Below are 19,349 nucleotides of genomic sequence, written 5' to 3'. Positions count from 1 at the left end.
ATGGAGCCGACGCCCTTCGCGGTTTCGATGTCGGCGCTGGTGAATTTGATGCAGTTCGTGGTCATTGCTCTTCTCCTTGTTTGCGTTGCAATGATGGTCACCTTGCAGCTGGCCAAGGCCCGGCCACACCGAAGGCGAAGCGCAGCGGAGAGGGGCAGGCGCCGATCTTTTTGCCTCGCGAGGAATGGCCCGCAGGGACAGGGGAAAAAGATCGGCGACAACCTTTGTGGACGGGACGACAGCTGCGACCAGCATGTCATGCAACTCAGACACCCGGAGAAGTGCAGGGGCCGCGAAGGAAGGTAGGGGAACAGCCGAGGGAGACGCTGCAGGGGACGCGCGCCCCTTCTTGCCCTCTTGCCCCGATCCGCATTCGGACGAGTCAGAGCTTTGCCTGACCCTGCCTCACGTGCCGCGACGGCTGGTTTCCGTGGCACCGTTATGCGTGTTGTCTGGAAGAGTAGCAGGCAGACCTTCTAAGCCTCGACACCGTGCTCGGCTCTCCCGGATTTCGAACGGTCCCTCTACGGCACCCCGTAACGTGCGATCCGCGCAGCACGACCATCACCGGCCTGACGGCAGCTGTGGTCAATGCAATCCGGCGGTCGTCAAACTCCGTTTGCGACCATGATGGCGGGGCGGCACAGCATGTCCGGTAAAGCGAGGAACAACACCGGCCGAAACGCGAAGTACGAGATCACTGATGTCACGCGCCCGCCCCAGCGACCGTAACCGGAACGGCCGAGATGAAGCGTTGCCACGACTATGCGACGGGTGGCCGGGCTGGCTCCGGAGGAGACTGCACCGCCAGCAGCACGTTGCAGGGAGAGGCGGCGTTTCAGCTCGGGGAGGGCGGCTGCGTGCAGCCGACCGAGAGGGCGCGGTCCTGACCAAAGGGCAGGAGGGGCCAAGATCATCAAATCCGGACGACTGTCGGACACAAAGTATCCGGCGCCTCTCCGCACCAAAAGATGGAAAGCTAGGACAACTCTCAACGAGTAAGACGCCGAACATTTCGTTCGCTCCACTGCAATTGGATTGGGCCGTTATCTGGAGGTTGGCTTTCTAGCTGCTTGCGATAACCTTCAGCCGCATTGCGCGCGTTTCAAGGAGATAAGTCTCCACGCTGGCCAGTAGATGCAGTCCCTCCTCTGTGACAGCGGATCGCGACAGGCCAGGCTGAACGATGCGCACATCGAATTCGTAGCGATAGTCCTGCCAACTCGCTTTCAGCTTTTTGAGGAGTGCGGCTGTTCCCTGTTCGAAGCGGGAAGTCTGGCCCTTCTCGAGCCGTGTCTTCTCCCGCTTCAACATATGTATGAGCATTCTGTTGGGCCGATCACGCCAGCGTGCGGATTTCTGCGCTTGCCCGCAAACTTCATAGAGATCCTTCACCCGCGCGCCGGGCGTGTCGGAACTGGAGTATTTGCAATGGTGAAGCGTCACCTGGACGAGACCTTCAGTCACTCGAAGGGTGACGACGTCCGCGATCTCTCCAGCCCCATCATCGTCGAAGATGATGTCAAAGGCGTCGCCCTCTGCGAGCAATGTCTCGATTACGCGCCGTTGCACTGAGTCAGTCCGCTTTTCAGGACCCTGCGCCTCGGCACGTATATTGGTCTCCGACCAATCCCAAGCATCGATCCGATCAGCGGAATACGGTTCCACCACGACGCCTTCAGGCAGAGCATAAAGGTGACTGTAGATCAGCAGTGAACCATCCCCAAAGTCGATCTGTGGGGAATCCTCGCCGAAGGATTCCGATAGCGACTTCGTCTTGCCGCTGACCTTGACGGTTGTTTTCGGCCCAGAGCGCTGCGGATAGCTGGCACCCCCTTCGGCAAAAACGATTTCGAATTCGGCGATGTGGTTATCGCTGCGCACCGTGAAGCGCAATGGACCCGTGCGTTCATGATCCAGCAGCTCGATGTCGCATTCAGCGAAGGCTACGGGTTTGTCGCCGAAACTGATTTCGATCCGGTCCTCGATTTGCGTCAACAGCGATTCCGGCCAGTGGATCGCGACCGGAGGCACCTGCGGGCGTTCGCTGATCTGGCGAGGTCGCATCGCACTCTTGAAGACGCCATCGGTGGTGATCCCTGGATCTTTGACGGCTTTGCCGATATCCGCGCACCAATCGACCCAATCAGTCAGATCGCGAACCCGCGAAATCGACCAGAACTTGCCTTTGGCCGAACAGCCACGAGAGGCGGGAACACCGTCGAGGAAACCGGTTGCGAACACGTTGTTCTTGATGCGCGACTGGGACTTCGCAGTGTCGAGTCCGTCGGCGACATCGACACCCATATACATGGAGTAGCGGACACCGCGTCCCTGATGGTGCGTCAGGCCAAGATTGCGCAGGATCAGGCGATTGAACCCATGCAGGCTGCGGAAGACCTCCTCGCCCTCGACCCGGCGCGCTGCCTCACCGCAGACCGCTTTGGCCAATCGGTCATACGGTCCCTTGATCGAGCTGCTGATATATAGGAGCTGACTATCGGGATCCCAATGCATCATGTGCAGGTCCCAGGTGACATTGGTCGCGTGCTGGGCCGTGGTCCAGCCGGCCTGCTCTTCGGAGCGGGTGACGAAGATGGCGACACGTTGGTGTGGGTTGACCTTCATGCCGAGATATACGCCGGGACTATATAAGTCCTCGGCCCGCAAAGGCTCCCAACCGTCGCAGTTGGTGCGATAGACGACGGCGTTCATCTTCGGTTCGAGCGTCTGCAGGGGAATGTCGCTCAAGTCGCCGACAAAGCCCTTGAACATCTCGGCACGGCGGACTTGCCGGTCGATCTTCGCGGTGCTGAGTGCCTCGACCAGCGCATTCCAGTCGGCATCCTCGGCATAGAGCTTGGCCAGCGAACGATCAATGTCGTCAATGCCGGTGTTGGCGATGACGGTGGCGTCGCCGAGGCGTGGATCCTGGCGGGTGAAGCGGCCGACAAACTGGATGGTAACGGCGATGCTCTTGTGCGGGTCGTGCAGGGCGGCGATCTTCAGTTCCGGCAGATCGAAACCTTCGCCGAGCATGTCCACGCAGACAATGATCCGGCTCTCGAAGCGCCGCAGAGCGGCAAGGTTTGCACGGCGTTCACGGATCGACTGCTGGCTATGGACGATGACCGGACGAAGTTCTGGGTACATCTCGCTGTAAAGCTGGTGGAGGGCTCTGGCGCGGTCGATAGTTTGGCAACGCGCCATGGCGAGATGGTTGAGGCCGACGTCCAGATCACCTTGGAGGACTTCGCCGAGCTTTCCCGCGATCGCGAGATCGGCGTCTGCCTGATCGAGCCCGAAGACAGCCTCGAAGCGAATCGGCTTGAAATAGCCTTCGGCCTGCGCCTTCTTGAGCGGATAGGTGTAGATGAACTCGCCGTCGACGCGCCGGCCGTCCTCACGGAATGGTGTGGCGGTGAACTGGACGATGGGGAGCGGTGGCTCACGGTCGGCGAAGAGGCCCCGAAAGCGCGCCCATGTCGGGGCGCCGATGTGATGAGCCTCGTCGATAAACAGCGCCGAGGCGCGTGCCGCCATCCGCTCCTGGACCGCCGCTTCGGCGCGACCGGCGATCTGCATCGTTGTGACGATGACATTGGCACTGTCGAAGATCTCATCCACGTCGGCTAGCCTCGTCGGAATGTGCGAAAGGCGCATCACCACTGGAAATGCTGCCTTGTCTTCCAGGCATTGCTGTTTCCTCAGCACGCCGAAGGTCTCGAACTTGCCCGCGATCTGCTCTCGAAGGGCGTCCGTCGGCACTACGACCAGTAGCCTCTCGAAGCACTGGTGGACGTTGAGCGCGAGCATGGTTTCCGTCTTGCCGGTGCCCGTCGGCATGACGATGGTGGCCGGATCGATCGATCGCGTCGCATGGGCCAAAGCCGCGTGCAGTGCGCCGATTTGAGGACGTCGCAGACCGGGCTGGGCTGGCCCCTCGTTTTCGGCTGCTCGTCCCTCGCGGAGATGAAAGGCGCCCGACCAAGATGCCGAAACCGCTGCCAGCCGTTCGACCCGCGCTTGGCGACTCAACGTGTCGATGCGAATGGGCAACGGGGCCATCCACCGGCCTTCGCCGGCGTCGAGTGCTTCTACGATCTGCGCCGGCTCACTCGCGCCGGGGACCAGAAGAATGAGCTCCGCCTCCAGCGACGTAGCGGTCTTCGCGTTGATGATCTTCAGTGTCTCGCCAGACGGCAGCGTGGTTTCATGACCAGTCACACGGCGGATTGAAAAGGGACGCAGACGGCACCGTACGCGCTGCGGCGGAGCCGCCAATTGGCGTATAGGGCTTCCCAGGGCCTTGCCCTCTATCGCAAGCCGAGCAGGCAGCAGCAGTTCGACTTCGGGATTGAAGAGATCATCTTGGACGGGCTCGGTGCGCTTGCGGGAGGCCATGGTCGCGTCCTCGGCTATGCCGCAATCGTCTGGGGAGAAGGCGGGACGGTGATCACCGTCCCGTTCGTCATCAGAACGATCAGGCCCCGTTCGGCGCCGGTCATATCGAGATAGGCACGCACCTGAGCCCGATAGTGATCAAGCGTCTCCTGGGCGGGATTCACGTCGCTCTTCCAGTCGATCACGACGGCTGGCCGACCTTCCGGATTAACCGTAATCGCGTCAGCGATGCCCGCCGTCGCAACCAGTTCGGCCTCCCCTTGCTGAAAGGCATAGACCGGAAACTCAGCGAGCAATGAGGGACGCAAGGCCACCACCTCCGACAAGGCCAGCGTTCGCGTCACGCAACCGGCCAGTTCCTCAGGCGAAAGCCCGTTCGCCGGGTCGGAAGAAGGCTCCTCGCTGAGCGCATGGATGAGGTCAGTGGCACGCGCGGTGAGCGCTGCGCCGACCTCGTCGCATTCCCCTGTCAGGACTTCCTCCATGAGCTTGTGAAGGATTAGTCCACGCTCGCGTCCGCCCTGGATGGAGGCGGGCGTTTCGGTTTCCGGCGCCGGAGAATTAGTCGAAACAGTCCAGATGTCCGGTTCTTCTTCCTGAAGCACCAAACCCGTCGCCGTCTCGTCGCGGCTCGGCGCGAGCCAGGTCAGGTGCATCTGCCTTTCGGCAATCGCACCGGCCTCAGTGGCGAAACTCTCCCGTGTCTGGTCGTTTGCGGCATCGCCTGTCACCGCGATCGGGTCGAGCGGCAGATGCGACACGTCGAGGTGAGGGAGATCTGTTAGGGACAGGTCCACCAGGCCGATCCAGGCTGATTTCGAAGGCGTTACGTCGAGCCGCGGCAAGACCAAGAGTTCCCGGGCGCGGGTTGCCGCGACATACCAGAGCCGGACCCGCTCGCGGTCCAGTTCATCCTTCTCTGCCTGCCGCGCCGCGTCGTAACCGGACGGAGGGACACCCAAAACCGGGCAGTAGAACGTATCAGTCTGGCGATCGGTCACGGCACTATCAGGCGCCATCACCCCTGTCATGGTGTTGATGGGGATGACGACCGGCCACTCAAGGCCCTTTGCAGCGTGCATTGTATAGAGGGCGACGGCTTCTTCCTGCGCATCTGGTCGGCCTTCTACCGCGCGGGTCTCATCCGTCCACGCCGCCGTCATTGCCTCGGAAAAGGTGCGCAAGCCGCGTACTGCAAAGCCGGTGGTCAGGCTGAGATAGAGATCGACATTGGCAAGCGCTCGTTCTGCCTGACCGCGATGCCGTTCCAGAAGAACGGGGCGTACCCGAAGGACGTCGACGGCCTGCGAAAGAAGATCGTTCGGTGTCGTGCTGTTGGCGCGTTTCTGGAGCGCTTGCAGCCGTTCGATCACATCGCGCGCCAGCGGATGCGCTATTGCCGCGGGGTCGACGCCGAGGTCGAGTCGCGGGATCCGGTCGGGTTCTTCTTCCGAACGCGGAAGGGCCCAGACGATGTCCAGGAGCTCCTCTTCGCTTAGCCCGACAAGCGGGCCGCGCAGCAATGCGCCGAGCGCCAGCGTATCACGACGATCGGCGAGCACCCGCGTGATCGCGATGAGGTCCTGTACTTCCTGCCGGCGAAACAGACCTTTGCCGGCCTGGGTTGCAACTGGGATGCCCCGGCGCTCAAGGGCTTCTTCATAGCGCCAGAGCTCTGCGCCGGTTGGCGCGAGCAAGGCGATGTCGCCCGGTTGGCATGGGCGTCGTGCACCGGCTTTGCGATCCAGGACCGGATGACTGCCGATCAATCGTGCGCAAAGTTCAGCCACCGCTTCGGCTTCGGCGTCGCGTCGTTGCTCGGCACTGGCCTTACCGTTCTCGTCAGCGACCGCGATATCAATCGCCGCGACGCAGACGCCCTCTTGCGGATCGTCGTGGAAGGGATCGAGCGCGGTGAAGCCGGGCTGGCCATCAGCCGACAGGACAGTCTCGAACCGTTCGTTGACGAAAGTAAGGATCGAGGCACAGGAACGGAAATTGGTCGAAATCGAAACTATGCCGTCCGCATCTTGTGTTGAGAAGGCCGTACGGGCCTGAACATAAGCGCCGACATCTGCGCCGCGGAAGCGATAAATTGCCTGCTTGGGGTCACCGACCAAGAAGAGCGCACCGGGCCGGATCCGGAAGCGCGTCCAGTCTTGCGGATCATCACCCGGATCACCGCATAGACGCCAGAAGATTTCGGCTTGGAGCGGGTCGGTGTCCTGAAACTCGTCGACCAAGACCTTCGAATGCCGCTGGGCGAGTGCTTGTCGCACAGATTCATGGTCGCGCAACAGATCGCGCGCGGTGTAGATGAGATCATCGAAATCGAGCTGGGCGCTGGCACGCTTGTGCTCGCGATAGCGCGCCATGATTGTGCGTGCTTCGTCGATCAACGTCGCCAGGACCTGGCCCGAAACCGCCTGCAGCAGTGCGGTCCACGTGGCACAGCACGCCTCGTACAAGCCGCTGGCCGTATCGTTCAGCCTGTCGCCGTCTGCCTTGGACAGCCCTGCTTGCTTTGCCGCCGCCGCCCATTTGCCCTTCTTGCGGTAGGCGTAAAAGCTGCCCGTCCCGGTCGTAAGGTCGGGATGCGGGCGTGCAACCAGCAACCTGACTAGCCCGGCGGACGTGGAACCATCTGCAACTGATGGAAGGGCAGCCGCCATTTCAGAAAAGCGCGCGGCAAAGACCTCTGTTTCCGGCTCGTGGACGCCGGAGCCTTGCACAAAGGCCGAAAGTTCGTCGGTTGCCTGCCGGAAGGATTGCTGGTGATCTGCAAAAGGCGTGACTTCAGGGGCGACCAGATTCCTTGAGCGCCGGAGGGCTTCGGCGATTTCGTACATCAGAGCGACGGTCTCTCCCGGGTTATGCAGCACCATCTCGGCCAGAACACCGCCCTGATTGCCAGACAGGCGTTCGTGCAGCCAGCCGTCAACGATTTCGAGGAAGTTGAGATCGGCCTGGTTGCGGTCGATGACCGCTGCGCCCGGGTCGATATCCGCTTCTGCCGGGTATGGCTTGATCAAGTGCTGACAGAAGCCGTGGATGGTCGAGCAGGTGATTTCGTCAATCGCCGTGCTGGCCGACATCAGATTCTCGCGCTGTGCCGGAGACAGTCCCTCCGGCAGACCGGCGCGGAGCTCCGGTGCGATATGGCCGGCGGCGAGATCTTCAACGAAATCCCGAACCCGCAGGAGGAGCTCACTGGCCGCCAGTTCGGTAAACGTGACTGCCGCGATGGAACTTGGCGCGACACCCTGCGCCAGCATGACAGCGATCCTGCCGGCCATCACGGCGGTCTTGCCCGATCCCGCGCCGGCCTCTACCAGGATAGACCGGTCGTGACGGCTGATAGCGTCATGCCGGGCGCGATCATCGTTCAGAATTTTCACATTGCTCATCATTCCACCTCCCAGATCGGCGCGACAGCGCTGAGACGCTCGGTCGCGGCAGCTTGTTTGCGTTTGCAGTAGGTGGCGCCTGCGTTTGCCGGCAGGGCAAAGGAGAGATCGTCATAGTCGCTTCCCGTATCCGGCCCGGGCAGTGCAGCCCCGCTGGTCAATGCGTTTCTCGCTGCCCGCAGATATGCCTTGATCTCCGTCAGGACGATGTCCGGCTCGTCGAGCTGGAGATCAAGCGGTTCACGCGGATAGAGTAGCGAGGCTCTGATCGCGATGTGGTCGCCCAGGAGTGCCTTGACGGCGAAGGCATAAAGGCAGCGCTGAAGCTCGCGGCCGCCGTTTACACGGATGTCGCCTTTCGGCGGCTTGCCAGTCTTGTAGTCGCGCACGAGTGCCCGGCTGCCGTCATCAGCGATGTCGAGCCGGTCGATATAGCCGGCAATGTGAAATCCGGTGTCGGGGATGATCACTGGCACACTGGCGTCCCAGGGCAATGCCGCCTCCGACTTGGGCTCGGACCCGCCGAACGGAACCTCGCCAAAGGATCGGCTGCCCGGCAAATGATCATTGCCATAGGCAAGCGCCTGTCCGGCAAGAGCGCGCGCGTCCCCGAGCGTGCGGCCCCAGACAACAGCGGGCGGAACGGGCCGTTCGCTTTCCCATTCGGCCGACACCGCACCAGCAGCGTCGTCCACCGCAGCCTGAATGGCAGCCGTGTCAGCCGACGCCAAACCGCCCGCCGCCTCGAGGTTTCGCAGGGCGCGGTCGAGCACCAGATGGATGAGGTCGCCGGTTTGCAGGGCGTCAAGCACGAGCGGCTCGGCACTGCCTTGCGGGGATTTCCAACCGAGAGCATAGCGCCAGAGGAAATTTAGGGGGCTGCGCAGTAGTGTTTTGAGCGAGCTCGCCGACTGAGTCCGCCCGAGGATCGCGAGAACCAAAGGATGATCGGACCTGACCAGGCCGTCATGAGCTGTCACATCGGCCATGCGCCAATCGCGCCAGCAGGAACGCGCACTCAATGCCTGGGGATCGGCGGCGAATTCCTGCGGCCGCGCCAACAGCCGGTCGGTTTCACTGAAGGCATGGGCGGGAACGGCGTTGCGCCGCAGATAGGCTTCCTCGTCATAGGTGGCGAGGAGGGGGCTGCGACCCAAGAGCCGGCCGTCGCTGTCGCGTCGGGCGCGGGAGAGGACGACGTCGCTGCCAGTAGTGGCGAGGATCGTATCAAAGTCACGGCGATCTGCGAGATTGACGGGAAGCGGGTCGAGCTCGCCCGTTGGAATGATATGGTCCGGGATCAGCCGATCTTCGGCGATCCCGCGTGGCCAGCGGGAGGAATTGAGACCGATCAGCCGAGCGAAGCGTCGCGGCGACGCGGCGAGGGCGCTGGCCGGCATCCAGGCCACGGAGACGGAGGCCTCGAGCCCGTCATCCTGTTTCAGTGATTCCAGCGTGCTGTCGATCGCGCCGGCGGGCCCTGCCAGTAGGGCTTTGCGCCAGATGGACAGTGCCCGGCCCATAAGGAAGGCTTCACCGATCTCCTGTGCCGCGTCCGGTCCCTTTGCCAGCAGATCGACCGCAGCACGCAGCACTGGGGCGTAATCCATGCCGTCGGGCCAGTCGTCCGGCGCGAGGCGCGCCAGCAGTTGGTTCCAGGCGGACGGCGTTGATAGGGGTGCATCGCTTGGAAGGACGCGCATCCAGCCATCGGGAAGGGAAGCCAGAGGTGCAGAATCGCGGCACAGGGCGGCGAGACGGCGCAAGCGCGACTGCGAAAGCCCGCGCACGACGATGTCGGCGAGTGCCGCTGCCGCTTGTCCGTCACGTGTGGTGACGGCCGGGACGCCGTGAACGAAATGAAAATCGATATTGGCATCGGCGCGCAGCGCGAGAAAGTGATCGTCGTAGTCGGCCGGCGACGCGGTGGCGATGGCAATGTCGGCGGGCGATACGCCCGACGCGAGCAGCGACCGAACCCAACGCAGTGTCTCGACTGCCTCATGGTAAGCGGTCGCGGCGCTGACGGATCGAGTGGCCGGCGCCTCGGCGTCACCCCGAGCGACAGCAACGCCGCTTTCCTTGAGCCAGGCCGGGACAGGGCGAGGACCTGACGTCCATTGCATGGGGATGTGCTCGGCGAGCGCCTTCAGCAGAGGCCGCCAGCAGGGAGACAGTTCGGTCAGTCCGACGATTTCCATCGAGCCGAATATGGCGGGCGCATGGGTGATCCGGCTGATGGCTGCGGCAACAATATCGACCGGACGCATCATGCCGCCCGGAAGTTCGGTGAGAACAGCGGCCTCCAGGCGAGCGATGGCTTCAAGCCTTGGATGATCAGCTGACCGGGAGGCAAGATCGATACCTGCCCGCCACGCCTTGTGCAGTGTGTCGGCGGACGCGCCGATCATGCCCGGCAACATCTTGATATCTTCCAGTTCGCCCATCGGTGTTTCAGGGAGGACCGTCTGGATTGCCGCGCGCAGGCTTTCTTCGTCGATTGCGTGGGCGAAGCCCCCCGCGAGCCGCACCGCGGCTTGTTCCAACGACATGATCTGGAGGCCATGTTGACCACCGCGGGCCGCCGCAAGGCGGGCCTCCCGCATTGCGTGTCGTCCATAGACAATAAGCGTGGACCGGCGCGTCGTGGACATCTTTAAGTTCCTTTTCGAAGAATAGTTTTGACCAAATCGGGAAGTGCTTGTGTCGAGAGCTTTGAGGATTCAGCATCCCGAACCAAAAGTGATTTAGAAAGAAATGGATGGAACTTCTCTGATATCAGATTTCCTGCGCCTGCGAACAAATCGACGGGTTCGCCGGATCGAAAATCTGCCAGCACTGATCGTAGATCGGGGGTTTCGTCCCCGTTCTCCACCAGCAGAAACCCGTCATGCTGTTCGACTGAAAACCCCTCGCTTCTCAGTGCGAGCGCGAGGGTTGATGTCTTCACCGTACCGACCCGCGTCGCAATGACTGATGTATGCTCGCCGATGCTGTGTATGTTATTGGCCCTAAACCTCAGCTGTTCATAGTGAGCACGCGCTTCCTCGAGCATCATCAAAGAGACTGTGTCCATGTATGCTGGGCTGGAATCCCCCTCGAGCACGGCGAACATTCGGTCGATCACCTTGTCATGAATGTCCCCCGCATCGCCGCCGAAGACCGGAGGCACACCAGCCCTTGCGGGTTTGACGACGATGACCTTTTCACGATCATGGATTTCTTGAACAACCCAACGTCGCCCAGAGAATATTAATAGCATCCCAGGGGCAAGAACATTGTCGATCGGCAGGGTTCCAAGGTCCCGCCCCTCTGCAACCAAACGGAATTCTTCAGGTGTCTGGAATACGGCGTAGAAGCTGTAATGCTCGACTAGCCTTTCGCCCGTCTTGCCCAGGAGTAGAAGCCCGCTGCCGGCTTGTTCGATCAAGCCGGTTTCTGGGTGGCCGATTGCACGCAACGCATCTGCGAAGACTTCGCTTGTGACCTTCCGAAAGGGTCCTTCGCGGCAGAGCACATTGTAGACCACGGTTGCAGACGCACCGCCGCGCTGCGCTATGACTGACAGTATCTGATGGACAAGCGTCGAGAGATGAAGCGCCTGAGGTTTTGGAGGTTCGCACCAGCCTTCCAGCAGCAGGTCTATCATCGCGATGGACCTGATCAGGCCGAGACGAAGACGATCCACGAAACTGCTCTCCGGCGTCAACTTGGCTTCGACAGCGTACTGCCTGAGAATGGCCGGCTGTCCTTCACGGCGGCCTGATCGGCCAAGCCGTTGTCGCAACGCCGCGACACTGAATGGCGCACCGATTTGAGCCACGCAGGTTACGTCACCGATGTCGATTCCAAGCTCGAGCGTCGACGTGCAAACGGCGGTCGTCGGTATCGCAGGGTCCTTCAAGCGCCGCTCAACGAAGTCACGGTGTTCTCGCGAGAGGCTCGCGTGGTGGGGATAGAATTCCTGTGGCAGGTGCTCCCGTTCGCAAAGCTCCCGCAACCGATCTGCGTAAATCTCGACCCGTTGGCGCGCTCCGGCGAAGACCAGGTTGTCGCTGCCTCGAAGATGCTTGAACAGATGGGCTGCTATGGCGTCCGTTGCGGATGGGTTGTTTTCTTCTTCATCGCCGGAAAGGTAACCGCGAAGCTGAAGCCTCAATTCAGCCTCGCCGCCATCTGCTTCGATCAGCTGGACAGAGCTTGCTGCGTCAGGGCGAAGATAGGCCTTGGCGAGGTCCATGTCGCCAAGTGTCGCTGACAGACCTATCCGACGGATTGGGCGCTTTATCGCGAGCTCGAGCCTTGTGAGCAATGAACGCAGCTGGACACCGCGTTCGCTATCCAAAACCGTGTGCAACTCGTCGATCACGACTGCCCGCGTGGCCCCAAACAGGCGGGCAATTTCCAAACCGCGACGAATGAAAAGCGCCTCAAGGGACTCCGGGGTTATCAGAAGGATCCCTTTTGGAGATTTCAACGCGCGCGTCTTGATCGATTGCGAGACATCCCCGTGCCAGGGAACAACTGGAAGCTCTGCTTCCTGGCAGATGCCATCCAGCCGCATGGCCTGGTCCGTGATCAAGGCTTTCAGCGGACCGATGTAGAGCAGGTCGAAGCCGGTGCCGCCCGACGCCTCGTCAAGCACCTGTGAAATCAACGGCAGGAACGCCGCCTCGGTCTTTCCGCCCGCCGTAGAAGCTGCAATGATTAAGTCGGCATTGGTCTCGTAGATCGTCCGGATGGATCGCGCCTGGATATCGCGAAGTTCGCGCCACCCTTGCTGCCGTATCCATTTCTGAACAGGCCTCGCCAGTCTATCGAACGCACTGCTCATCGGCGTCAGAGCTTGAAGCTGATCAGATCATCGTCACCGGGTTCTTGGGCACCAGTGGACTCGTCGACCTCGGTCATGTCTTCGCCGAGGTCTTCGGAGACCTCGATCTTTTCGATCAGATCGCTCCATTCGACACCGGGGTTTTGCTCGAGCACAGAAAGCAGGTTCACGAAGGCCGTCACCGTATTGCGCGGGGTGCGGAAGTAAGCTTCACCGATCCGGTCTGAGCAATGCGCCATGAAAGCCTCGAGGGCGTGATCTGGCAAAGCATTGGCGTCTTCCTGCATAATCTGCCGCACATTGGCCAGAAGAACGAAGAGATCTTCAGGGGTCAGGCTGGCCAGCCGGACAACCGGTCCTGAAAGATCGACCAATCCGTCTCGCGCGAAGGTGTTCTCGGCCAAACGCGATTGAAGGGCTTCGTAGCTGTAGAGCCCTCGACGGGTGTTCATCAGAAACTCCGGGGTCCCGCCCATGAGAAATCCGAGGTTCTCGGCACTGCCTTGAAGCACATCGTTCAGGATCCGGAGGATCTGCTCGTAGTTTGCATTGCGAGCCTGCGACGAGGTGAGCTTGTAGAGGTTCACCATCTCGTCGAGGCCGACGAGCAAGCCTTTGTAGCCGGCCTCGCACACAAATGCCGACATCAGCTTCAGATGGTCATAGACACTGGCGTCGTCGATGATCGTTCGCACACCAAGCGCCTTGCGCGCGTCGGTGCGTGTCGCGAACTCGCCGCGCAGCCATCTCAGGGCTGCGGATTTCAACTCGTCGTCGCCTGTTTCATGGCCTTCCCAATATCGACGGATGACTTCAGCGAAATCAAACCCCCCGGTAAGTTCTTCGAAGTGGCCAAGGCGTTCACGGATGACAGACCCTGTTGGCAAATCCCGTTCTTCAGCGTCTCTGTGAGCCTGGCTGACAAAACGCTCCACCACGCTAGCCAATGCCCCACCATCGGGCTTTGTCCGCGTCGACAAGTTTCGGGCCATCTCGGCATACAGCCCCCGAGCTTGTCCGCCGGTCGCGTGAATGCGCCGATCTGGCGCCAGATCCGCGAACATTACGACCAGACCTTTCTCCAAGGCGACGAGGCGGATCAGATTCATGAAGAACGTCTTGCCCGATCCGTATTCCCCAATGATGAACCGGATCGCCGATCCGCCATCGGATATCCGATCCATGTCCTTGACGAGCTCTTCAATCTCTCGGACGCGGCCAACCTGAATATGGCGCAAACCAAGCTTGGGCACGACCCCGGCCCGAAGCGCCTGTACGATTGCATCGCGTTCGCGTGGTTTCAACTTAGACATCCCTGCCCTCCGCACTCATCTTTTCTTTTGCCGCCTCCGCAATCTCCGGAGACACGTCATATCCATCATACTCGTCGAGCAGCGCTTCATCGTAGGTCTCAAAAGCCCATTCATTCACGACTTCCAGTGCACCGGACGCCATCAAGCCATGCGAGGCGCAAATCGTCTCGAACTCCGTGTCAGACCAATGCTCCCGAGTAATTAGTTCGAGGACAATGGCGCCGTGTTTCGGGTCAAGCCCCGCCAGCTGGCTTTGGCTGGCGGGCCCGGACGCACCACGCTCTTCCTCTTCGACGTCGAAAATCTGCCCCAGGACGGACGACACGCGCTCAGTGTCCGAACGGATTGCTGCGATCCGCGACGCGTCGAGTTTGGGTCCGCTGGCTTTTTCAAGCTCGGGTATCGCTTCGCCCGGGCGACCTGATTGCGAGGCACGAACGGTGCGCGGACCATCCGCAACTTCACCAGCATGCAGGTCAGAGTAGGCAAGCGCGGGATCAAGTCCCAAAGCCTTGTAGATTTTCTCGATGCTTGCGACTTCGTCGGAGTGAATGATGCCATCGGCATGTGCTGCACCAACCAGCGCTGCCCGCATGGCGGCCTGGTTGTCTTGGCCCACCTCCTTCAGTTTCCGCCGCAGAAGTGCCATGTCCGGTGGCACGGCCAGGAACCATTCAAGGTTTGCACGAAGCCTACGGCGTTCCTGATCGCTGAGGGCCGCGGCAGAAACCTGATCTTCCAACGCCCTGCGTTCAGGCTCCGCGATGCGACCATCAGCGTGGGCGACGAACGACCCAAGTGCCAATTCGATCAAGGCGCTTCTATAGCTGTCGGAAACTTCCTCCAGTCTTTCGATGGGTTCACCCAGACTAAACAGCACAACAGGCTCCTCCGCCTTGGGCGACCGGAGCGCAAACCGAGGGTCGGGCGCCAGACCGAAACCGAGGCGCGCGAGCGCGTCGGCGGCTCCTGTCATTTGCCGTTTTCCGATCTTCTCGTTCGTTTCTCCCTCCAGTCGTCCGATCACCTCCTCAAGCGGCACCAATCCCCCGCGATCGACGATATCGCTTGCCCAAGATTTCAAGCGTTCCATTTCCTCTGATGGGAAGGCATCCCATAGATCAGAGGGCAACAAGGCATGCGCTTCCACGCTTCCGCGGCCATCAGGATTTCGGCCCAGGAAACGGCTTAGTTTGTCGAGGTCGTTCATCACCTCGTCTGCCAACTCCTGGGCAATCTCGACCGGTTTGCGCAGGCCGGAAATATCGGGGACCGGCTTGCCATCGACGGTTGGGTTGGCAGACCCCTGAAACTCGCTGGAGGCGGCCCGATAGGATGCCGTGAGTGATTTCCGGGGTTTTGTCACTTTGAGCCCATCAGGAAAACGCCGATCAAACCGCATACGGAAAAGAGCGACGAACTCGTCACGGCACCGCGTCGCGGGAGTTCTCAGATATGTTTCCGGATGGCAGATGAACCAACTCAGCAACCAGTCAGCGGTCAGGTTCTCGCCCTTGTCGATCCGAGCTCCGATTGCGTATTTGAGTGAGAACGGAAGCTCCCACCCCTGCTTCTCGAAAATCGGCTCGATAGCGTCGAGGTCGGCTTCGGCAAGCATCGCAATGTCGAGGAACTCGCCCAAATACCGCCTGACGGAATGGTTGTCAGGGTAAAGTGACTGCAGCCGCCGAACTTCCTGGACGATATCTTTGGCATCTTCGTTAGACTGATCGACGAAGAAGCGACGCTCCAGCCCATAAAAGTACAGGAACATGTAGCCGGGGTTGTAGGTGGCATCGTTTCGCCCGCTGGCCAACCAATCGAGGTAGGTCGCCCGGCACTGAGGTGATATATCCGAGTACCCCGGCCAGTAGGGCATACCTTCTCCAGCTTTGTCGGCTCCAGAGCGCGCGACCGACAGGGACGGATCGATATAGGCTCGGCACTTGTCACGATACCCGTAGGTGTTCAGCAAGGGAGGCGTGCCAACATAGACCATCCCTCCGATGGCGCGGCCGGCCACGCTAGCTGTTTCATTAGACGGGACCCACCCGCTTTTCGATGATCGGACCGATGCGCTCGATGCCACTCGCGAGGGCTGGTTTCGTTCAGCGGCCGCGGCAAGTGCCGGCGCCGCAGACTTTCCAGCCCGAACGATTTCAGCGTAGTCCTGCTTTGGTGGGGAGTAGGCCTGCACGGCAGCCGGCTCTTTGGACGCGTTGGCTTCGCGAGTTCGTTCGCGCTCACGCTCGATACGCTTGTCGTAGGCACTTGGGCGCGGCACCGGCTCAGGTCTGGGGGGTAGGTTTTCGGAACTCCCCTCGGCTTGCGCCTTTGCAGCGACTTTCCGCGATCTCCGTTTTTCTTGCCACCAGACCAGAATGACGGGAACAGCAAATGCAAACAACATCTGGCCGCCAACCGGCCAACCCTGAAGCATTGCGGTCACCACCACCATGCATAAGAAAAAATACAGGACGAGAAAGAATGTAATTCGGAAAAACTTGATTATTGAAGACATTATCGGAACCCTCTCCGAACCACACTATTTTGCACAGCCATCTTTGCAACGACTAACGTCATGGTTGAAGCACTTCCCATGCTTTATGCTTGATTGGGCCGATGGCCACATACATCTGTTCGCACCGTTGAGGGCACACCCCCGCCCTAGTGACCGTAACCGGAACGGCCGAGATGAAGCGTTGCCACGACCATGCGACGGCTGGTCGGGCTGGCTCCGGAGGAGACTGCACTGCCAGCGGCACGTCGCAGGGAGAGGCGGCGTTTCAGCTCGGGGAGGGCGGCTGCGTGCAGCCGACCGAGTAGGGCGCGGTCCTGACCAAAAGGCAGGAGGGGCCAATGTTCCCCTTGAATGCTTCAGCTTAAGAATCAAAAATTACTTCAACGGCAGGGCCATTGAGATAGGCGGAACACACTTTGATTGAGCTGAAAATCGAACTTGTTGGCATCAAACCACCCATCTGGCGCCGTATCCTCGTGCCGAATGACATCAGCTTGGACATTCTGCATTCCGTTCTCCAGGGCGCTATGCCTTGGCAAGACTATCATCTGCATGAGTTCGAGATTGGCGAAGACAGGTTCGAGGCCCGCGACGAACGTGACGACAGCTGGGACCCAAACGATGGCCGGAAGGACGAAAAGAAGTTTGCTCTTGGAGAGCTGGTCAAGAAAGGCAGTCAGTTCACATACACTTATGATTTCGGCGATGGCTGGCGGCATCTCGTCACCGTTGAGACGGTTAGCAAACCAACCGGAAGACCAGATCTGGACTTTCCCGCCTGTGTTGCCGGAGAGCGAGCCTGCCCGCCAGAGGACAGCGGAGGGCCCTACTCTTACGAAGAGTTTCTCGACGCGCTGACCGACAAACACCACCCGGAACATCGCGATACAAAGCAATGGGCGGGCGCGTTCGAACCGGAAGTGTTCAGCGTGCAGCAAGCCAATGCTGCCGTCGGTGCGATGTTTGTATGGGCAAAAGAACGCCACAATCGAAAGTGAAACCTGACTCTGGTTTGGCGCAGCGGCTTCGACAGGGGCACATAGCTTCGACTGTTCGATCCGAATGGCCGGATGTCTTCTCAGCCCTCCGAGGGCATCCACGCCCTGCTTTGCTGGTGAGCTTCAGAGCTGACAACCACCAGTGTCTTTGAGAATTCCAGAATTTGTCGATCCTTGACGGACTATCTCACAGGTTATCACAGAAACAAGTGGCGACCTCTTTAAAAATACTTCATTGTGTCGCACATGAGTGGACAAGAACACGAAAAGCTAAAGAGTCTTCTTGAGGCTGTCCCCACGGGGTTCCTCGTGGACTCCGCCTGGCTTGAGCACCACGGGATAGGCCGGCGTTCGTCCTACGCCTATGTCCAACGTGGCTGGCTAGAACGCCTTGGACGCGGAGTTTTCCGCCGCCCGGCACCAGGCAGCGCCACCACGAATACGCTCGATTGGAAGACCTGCCTGCTCTCGCTCCAGCACATCATGCACTACCCTGTCCATGTGGGGGGGGCGACGGCATTGGACCTGCAAGGCTATGCGCACTATCTCTCCCTCGGCGACAAGAGCACAGTCTGGCTCTATGGCTCAAAAATCCCCAACTGGCTCGAAAAACTGCCGCTCAACGCCGAACTCCGCACACGCAGCGTATCGCTGTTCTCCGATCCAGAGTTGGGTGTCAATGACGCACGAAAAAATCTCAACGAGACAGCATCGTCCCTGCCATGGGACTGGAAACTGGTGATGTCCTCGCCGGAACGCGCGATCTTAGAGGCGCTGGACGAGTTGCCGGATCAGGAGAGCTTTCACAGCCTCGACATGGTGTTCGAAAGCCTGACGACGTTGCGACCGAGAACCCTCTCGGCACTGCTCAGAAGTTGCAAGAAGATCAAGGTCAAACGCCTGTTCTTCGTGTTCGCCGACCGCCACGACCATGCCTGGCGCAAGCGTCTCGATCCGGAAGAGTTCGACCTCGGCAGCGGGGATCGCGCATTGGTCAAAGGCGGCAAGATACATCCGCGCTACAGGATCATGGTGCCCGAAGATTTTGTCAGAAAGGAACGTGGTAATGGCGCGTGAAGACTATGCCGCCCAAGTGGCCCTGCTCGTGCGGGTACTTCCATATGTGGCGAAGGAGAAAATATTTGCGCTCAAGGGCGGGACGGCGATCAACCTCTTCTATCGCGACCTTCCGCGGCTCTCCGTCGATATCGATTTGACCTATCTGCCTATCAAAGACCGCGCCGAAAGCCTCGCCGAGATCAACGACGCGATGGACCGGATTGCCGCTGCCATCGAAGGCGGCATCACCGGCGCCAAAGCGCAGCGCATTGCCGGCGGTGGCGGCGGCGCCACGCGTGCGCTCGCACGCCTCGGCGCAGCCGAAATCAAAATCGAAACCTCCCCCGTTACCCGGGGCGTCGTGCATGATCCGGAACAACGTGAAGTCTCCGAAGCCGTCGAGCAGGAGTTCGGATATGCGACGATGAACATCGTCGCCTTCGAAGATTTGTTCGGCGGTAAGCTACATGCGGCCCTCGATCGCCAGCACCCGCGAGACCTCTACGACGTCAAGCTCCTCTACGAGAATGAAGGGTTTACCGACGCGTTGTTCCGCACCTTTCTGATCTACGTCGCGAGTTCACCACGCCCGCCGCACGAACTGCTGAACCCAAACCTGATCGATCTGGATCAACCCTATGCGCGAGAATTCGAGGGCATGACGAAGGGAGCTGTCGCTTTGCCTTTAAATCTGAGACATGGCGCTTTGAGCGTCGAGTTTTGTCCTTAACTGTGAGATTCGGCTGTCTTTGGTCCTGTGCTTCTGGCGCGCTGTTGCGCAACATGATCAACTGCGGCAAGCAGACGTGGCTC

The 19,349-nt window shown here is 60.3% G+C and carries 9 protein-coding genes and 1 pseudogene; 3 read left to right on the top strand and 7 right to left on the bottom strand.

Annotation, left to right across the window (positions count from 1 at the left end):
* Positions 1-608: 608 nt before the first annotated feature.
* From AC13DE_RS01895 to AC13DE_RS01865, 7 genes are all read right to left on the bottom strand, one after another.
* The gene (locus tag AC13DE_RS01895; protein ID WP_483046861.1) at positions 609-941 is read right to left on the bottom strand and encodes a hypothetical protein; all 333 of its coding nucleotides are present in this window, start codon (positions 939-941) and stop codon (positions 609-611) included.
* 124 nt (positions 942-1,065) lie between these two features.
* Complete coding sequence (locus tag AC13DE_RS01890) at positions 1,066-4,404, bottom strand: DEAD/DEAH box helicase (protein ID WP_483046860.1); 3,339 nt, start codon at positions 4,402-4,404, stop codon at positions 1,066-1,068.
* 14 nt (positions 4,405-4,418) lie between these two features.
* Positions 4,419-7,814, bottom strand: a complete 3,396-nt coding sequence (locus AC13DE_RS01885) for a UvrD-helicase domain-containing protein (RefSeq protein WP_483046859.1) — start codon at positions 7,812-7,814, stop codon at positions 4,419-4,421.
* Positions 7,811-10,465 carry a PD-(D/E)XK nuclease family protein gene (locus tag AC13DE_RS01880; RefSeq protein WP_483046858.1) on the bottom strand — a complete coding sequence of 885 codons (2,655 nt, stop codon included), beginning with the start codon at positions 10,463-10,465 and terminating at the stop codon, positions 7,811-7,813. The genes AC13DE_RS01885 and AC13DE_RS01880 overlap by 4 nt, the downstream gene beginning before the upstream one ends.
* A gap of 2 nt (positions 10,466-10,467) precedes the next feature.
* The gene (locus tag AC13DE_RS01875; protein ID WP_483046857.1) at positions 10,468-12,645 is read right to left on the bottom strand and encodes a DEAD/DEAH box helicase; all 2,178 of its coding nucleotides are present in this window, start codon (positions 12,643-12,645) and stop codon (positions 10,468-10,470) included.
* Positions 12,646-12,650: 5 nt separating this feature from the next.
* The gene (locus AC13DE_RS01870) at positions 12,651-13,958 is read right to left on the bottom strand and encodes an ATP-binding protein (protein WP_483046856.1); all 1,308 of its coding nucleotides are present in this window, start codon (positions 13,956-13,958) and stop codon (positions 12,651-12,653) included.
* Positions 13,951-16,479 (bottom strand): TerB N-terminal domain-containing protein, encoded by a 2,529-nt coding sequence (locus AC13DE_RS01865; protein ID WP_483046855.1) that lies wholly within the window; start codon positions 16,477-16,479, stop codon positions 13,951-13,953. The genes AC13DE_RS01870 and AC13DE_RS01865 overlap by 8 nt, the downstream gene beginning before the upstream one ends.
* 416 nt (positions 16,480-16,895) lie before the next feature.
* On the opposite strand from AC13DE_RS01865, the gene AC13DE_RS01860 reads away from it, so the two are divergent.
* The 3 genes and pseudogenes from AC13DE_RS01860 to AC13DE_RS01850 all read left to right on the top strand — a co-directional run.
* A complete protein-coding gene (locus AC13DE_RS01860; RefSeq protein ID WP_483046854.1) occupies positions 16,896-17,477 on the top strand; it encodes a plasmid pRiA4b ORF-3 family protein in 582 nt (193 codons plus the stop codon).
* Positions 17,478-17,723: 246 nt separating this feature from the next.
* Complete coding sequence (locus AC13DE_RS01855) at positions 17,724-18,554, top strand: type IV toxin-antitoxin system AbiEi family antitoxin domain-containing protein (protein WP_483046853.1); 831 nt, start codon at positions 17,724-17,726, stop codon at positions 18,552-18,554.
* Positions 18,544-19,218, top strand: a pseudogene (locus AC13DE_RS01850) (nucleotidyl transferase AbiEii/AbiGii toxin family protein); the annotation flags it as partial. The gene AC13DE_RS01855 and the pseudogene AC13DE_RS01850, both read left to right, overlap by 11 nt.
* Positions 19,219-19,349 lie beyond the last annotated feature (131 nt).

It is taken from the genome of Sulfitobacter sp. L-8 (assembly GCF_056859255.1).
The sequence above is the reverse complement of the archived record's forward strand: the minus strand, read 5'-3'. Positions and strand labels throughout refer to the sequence as shown.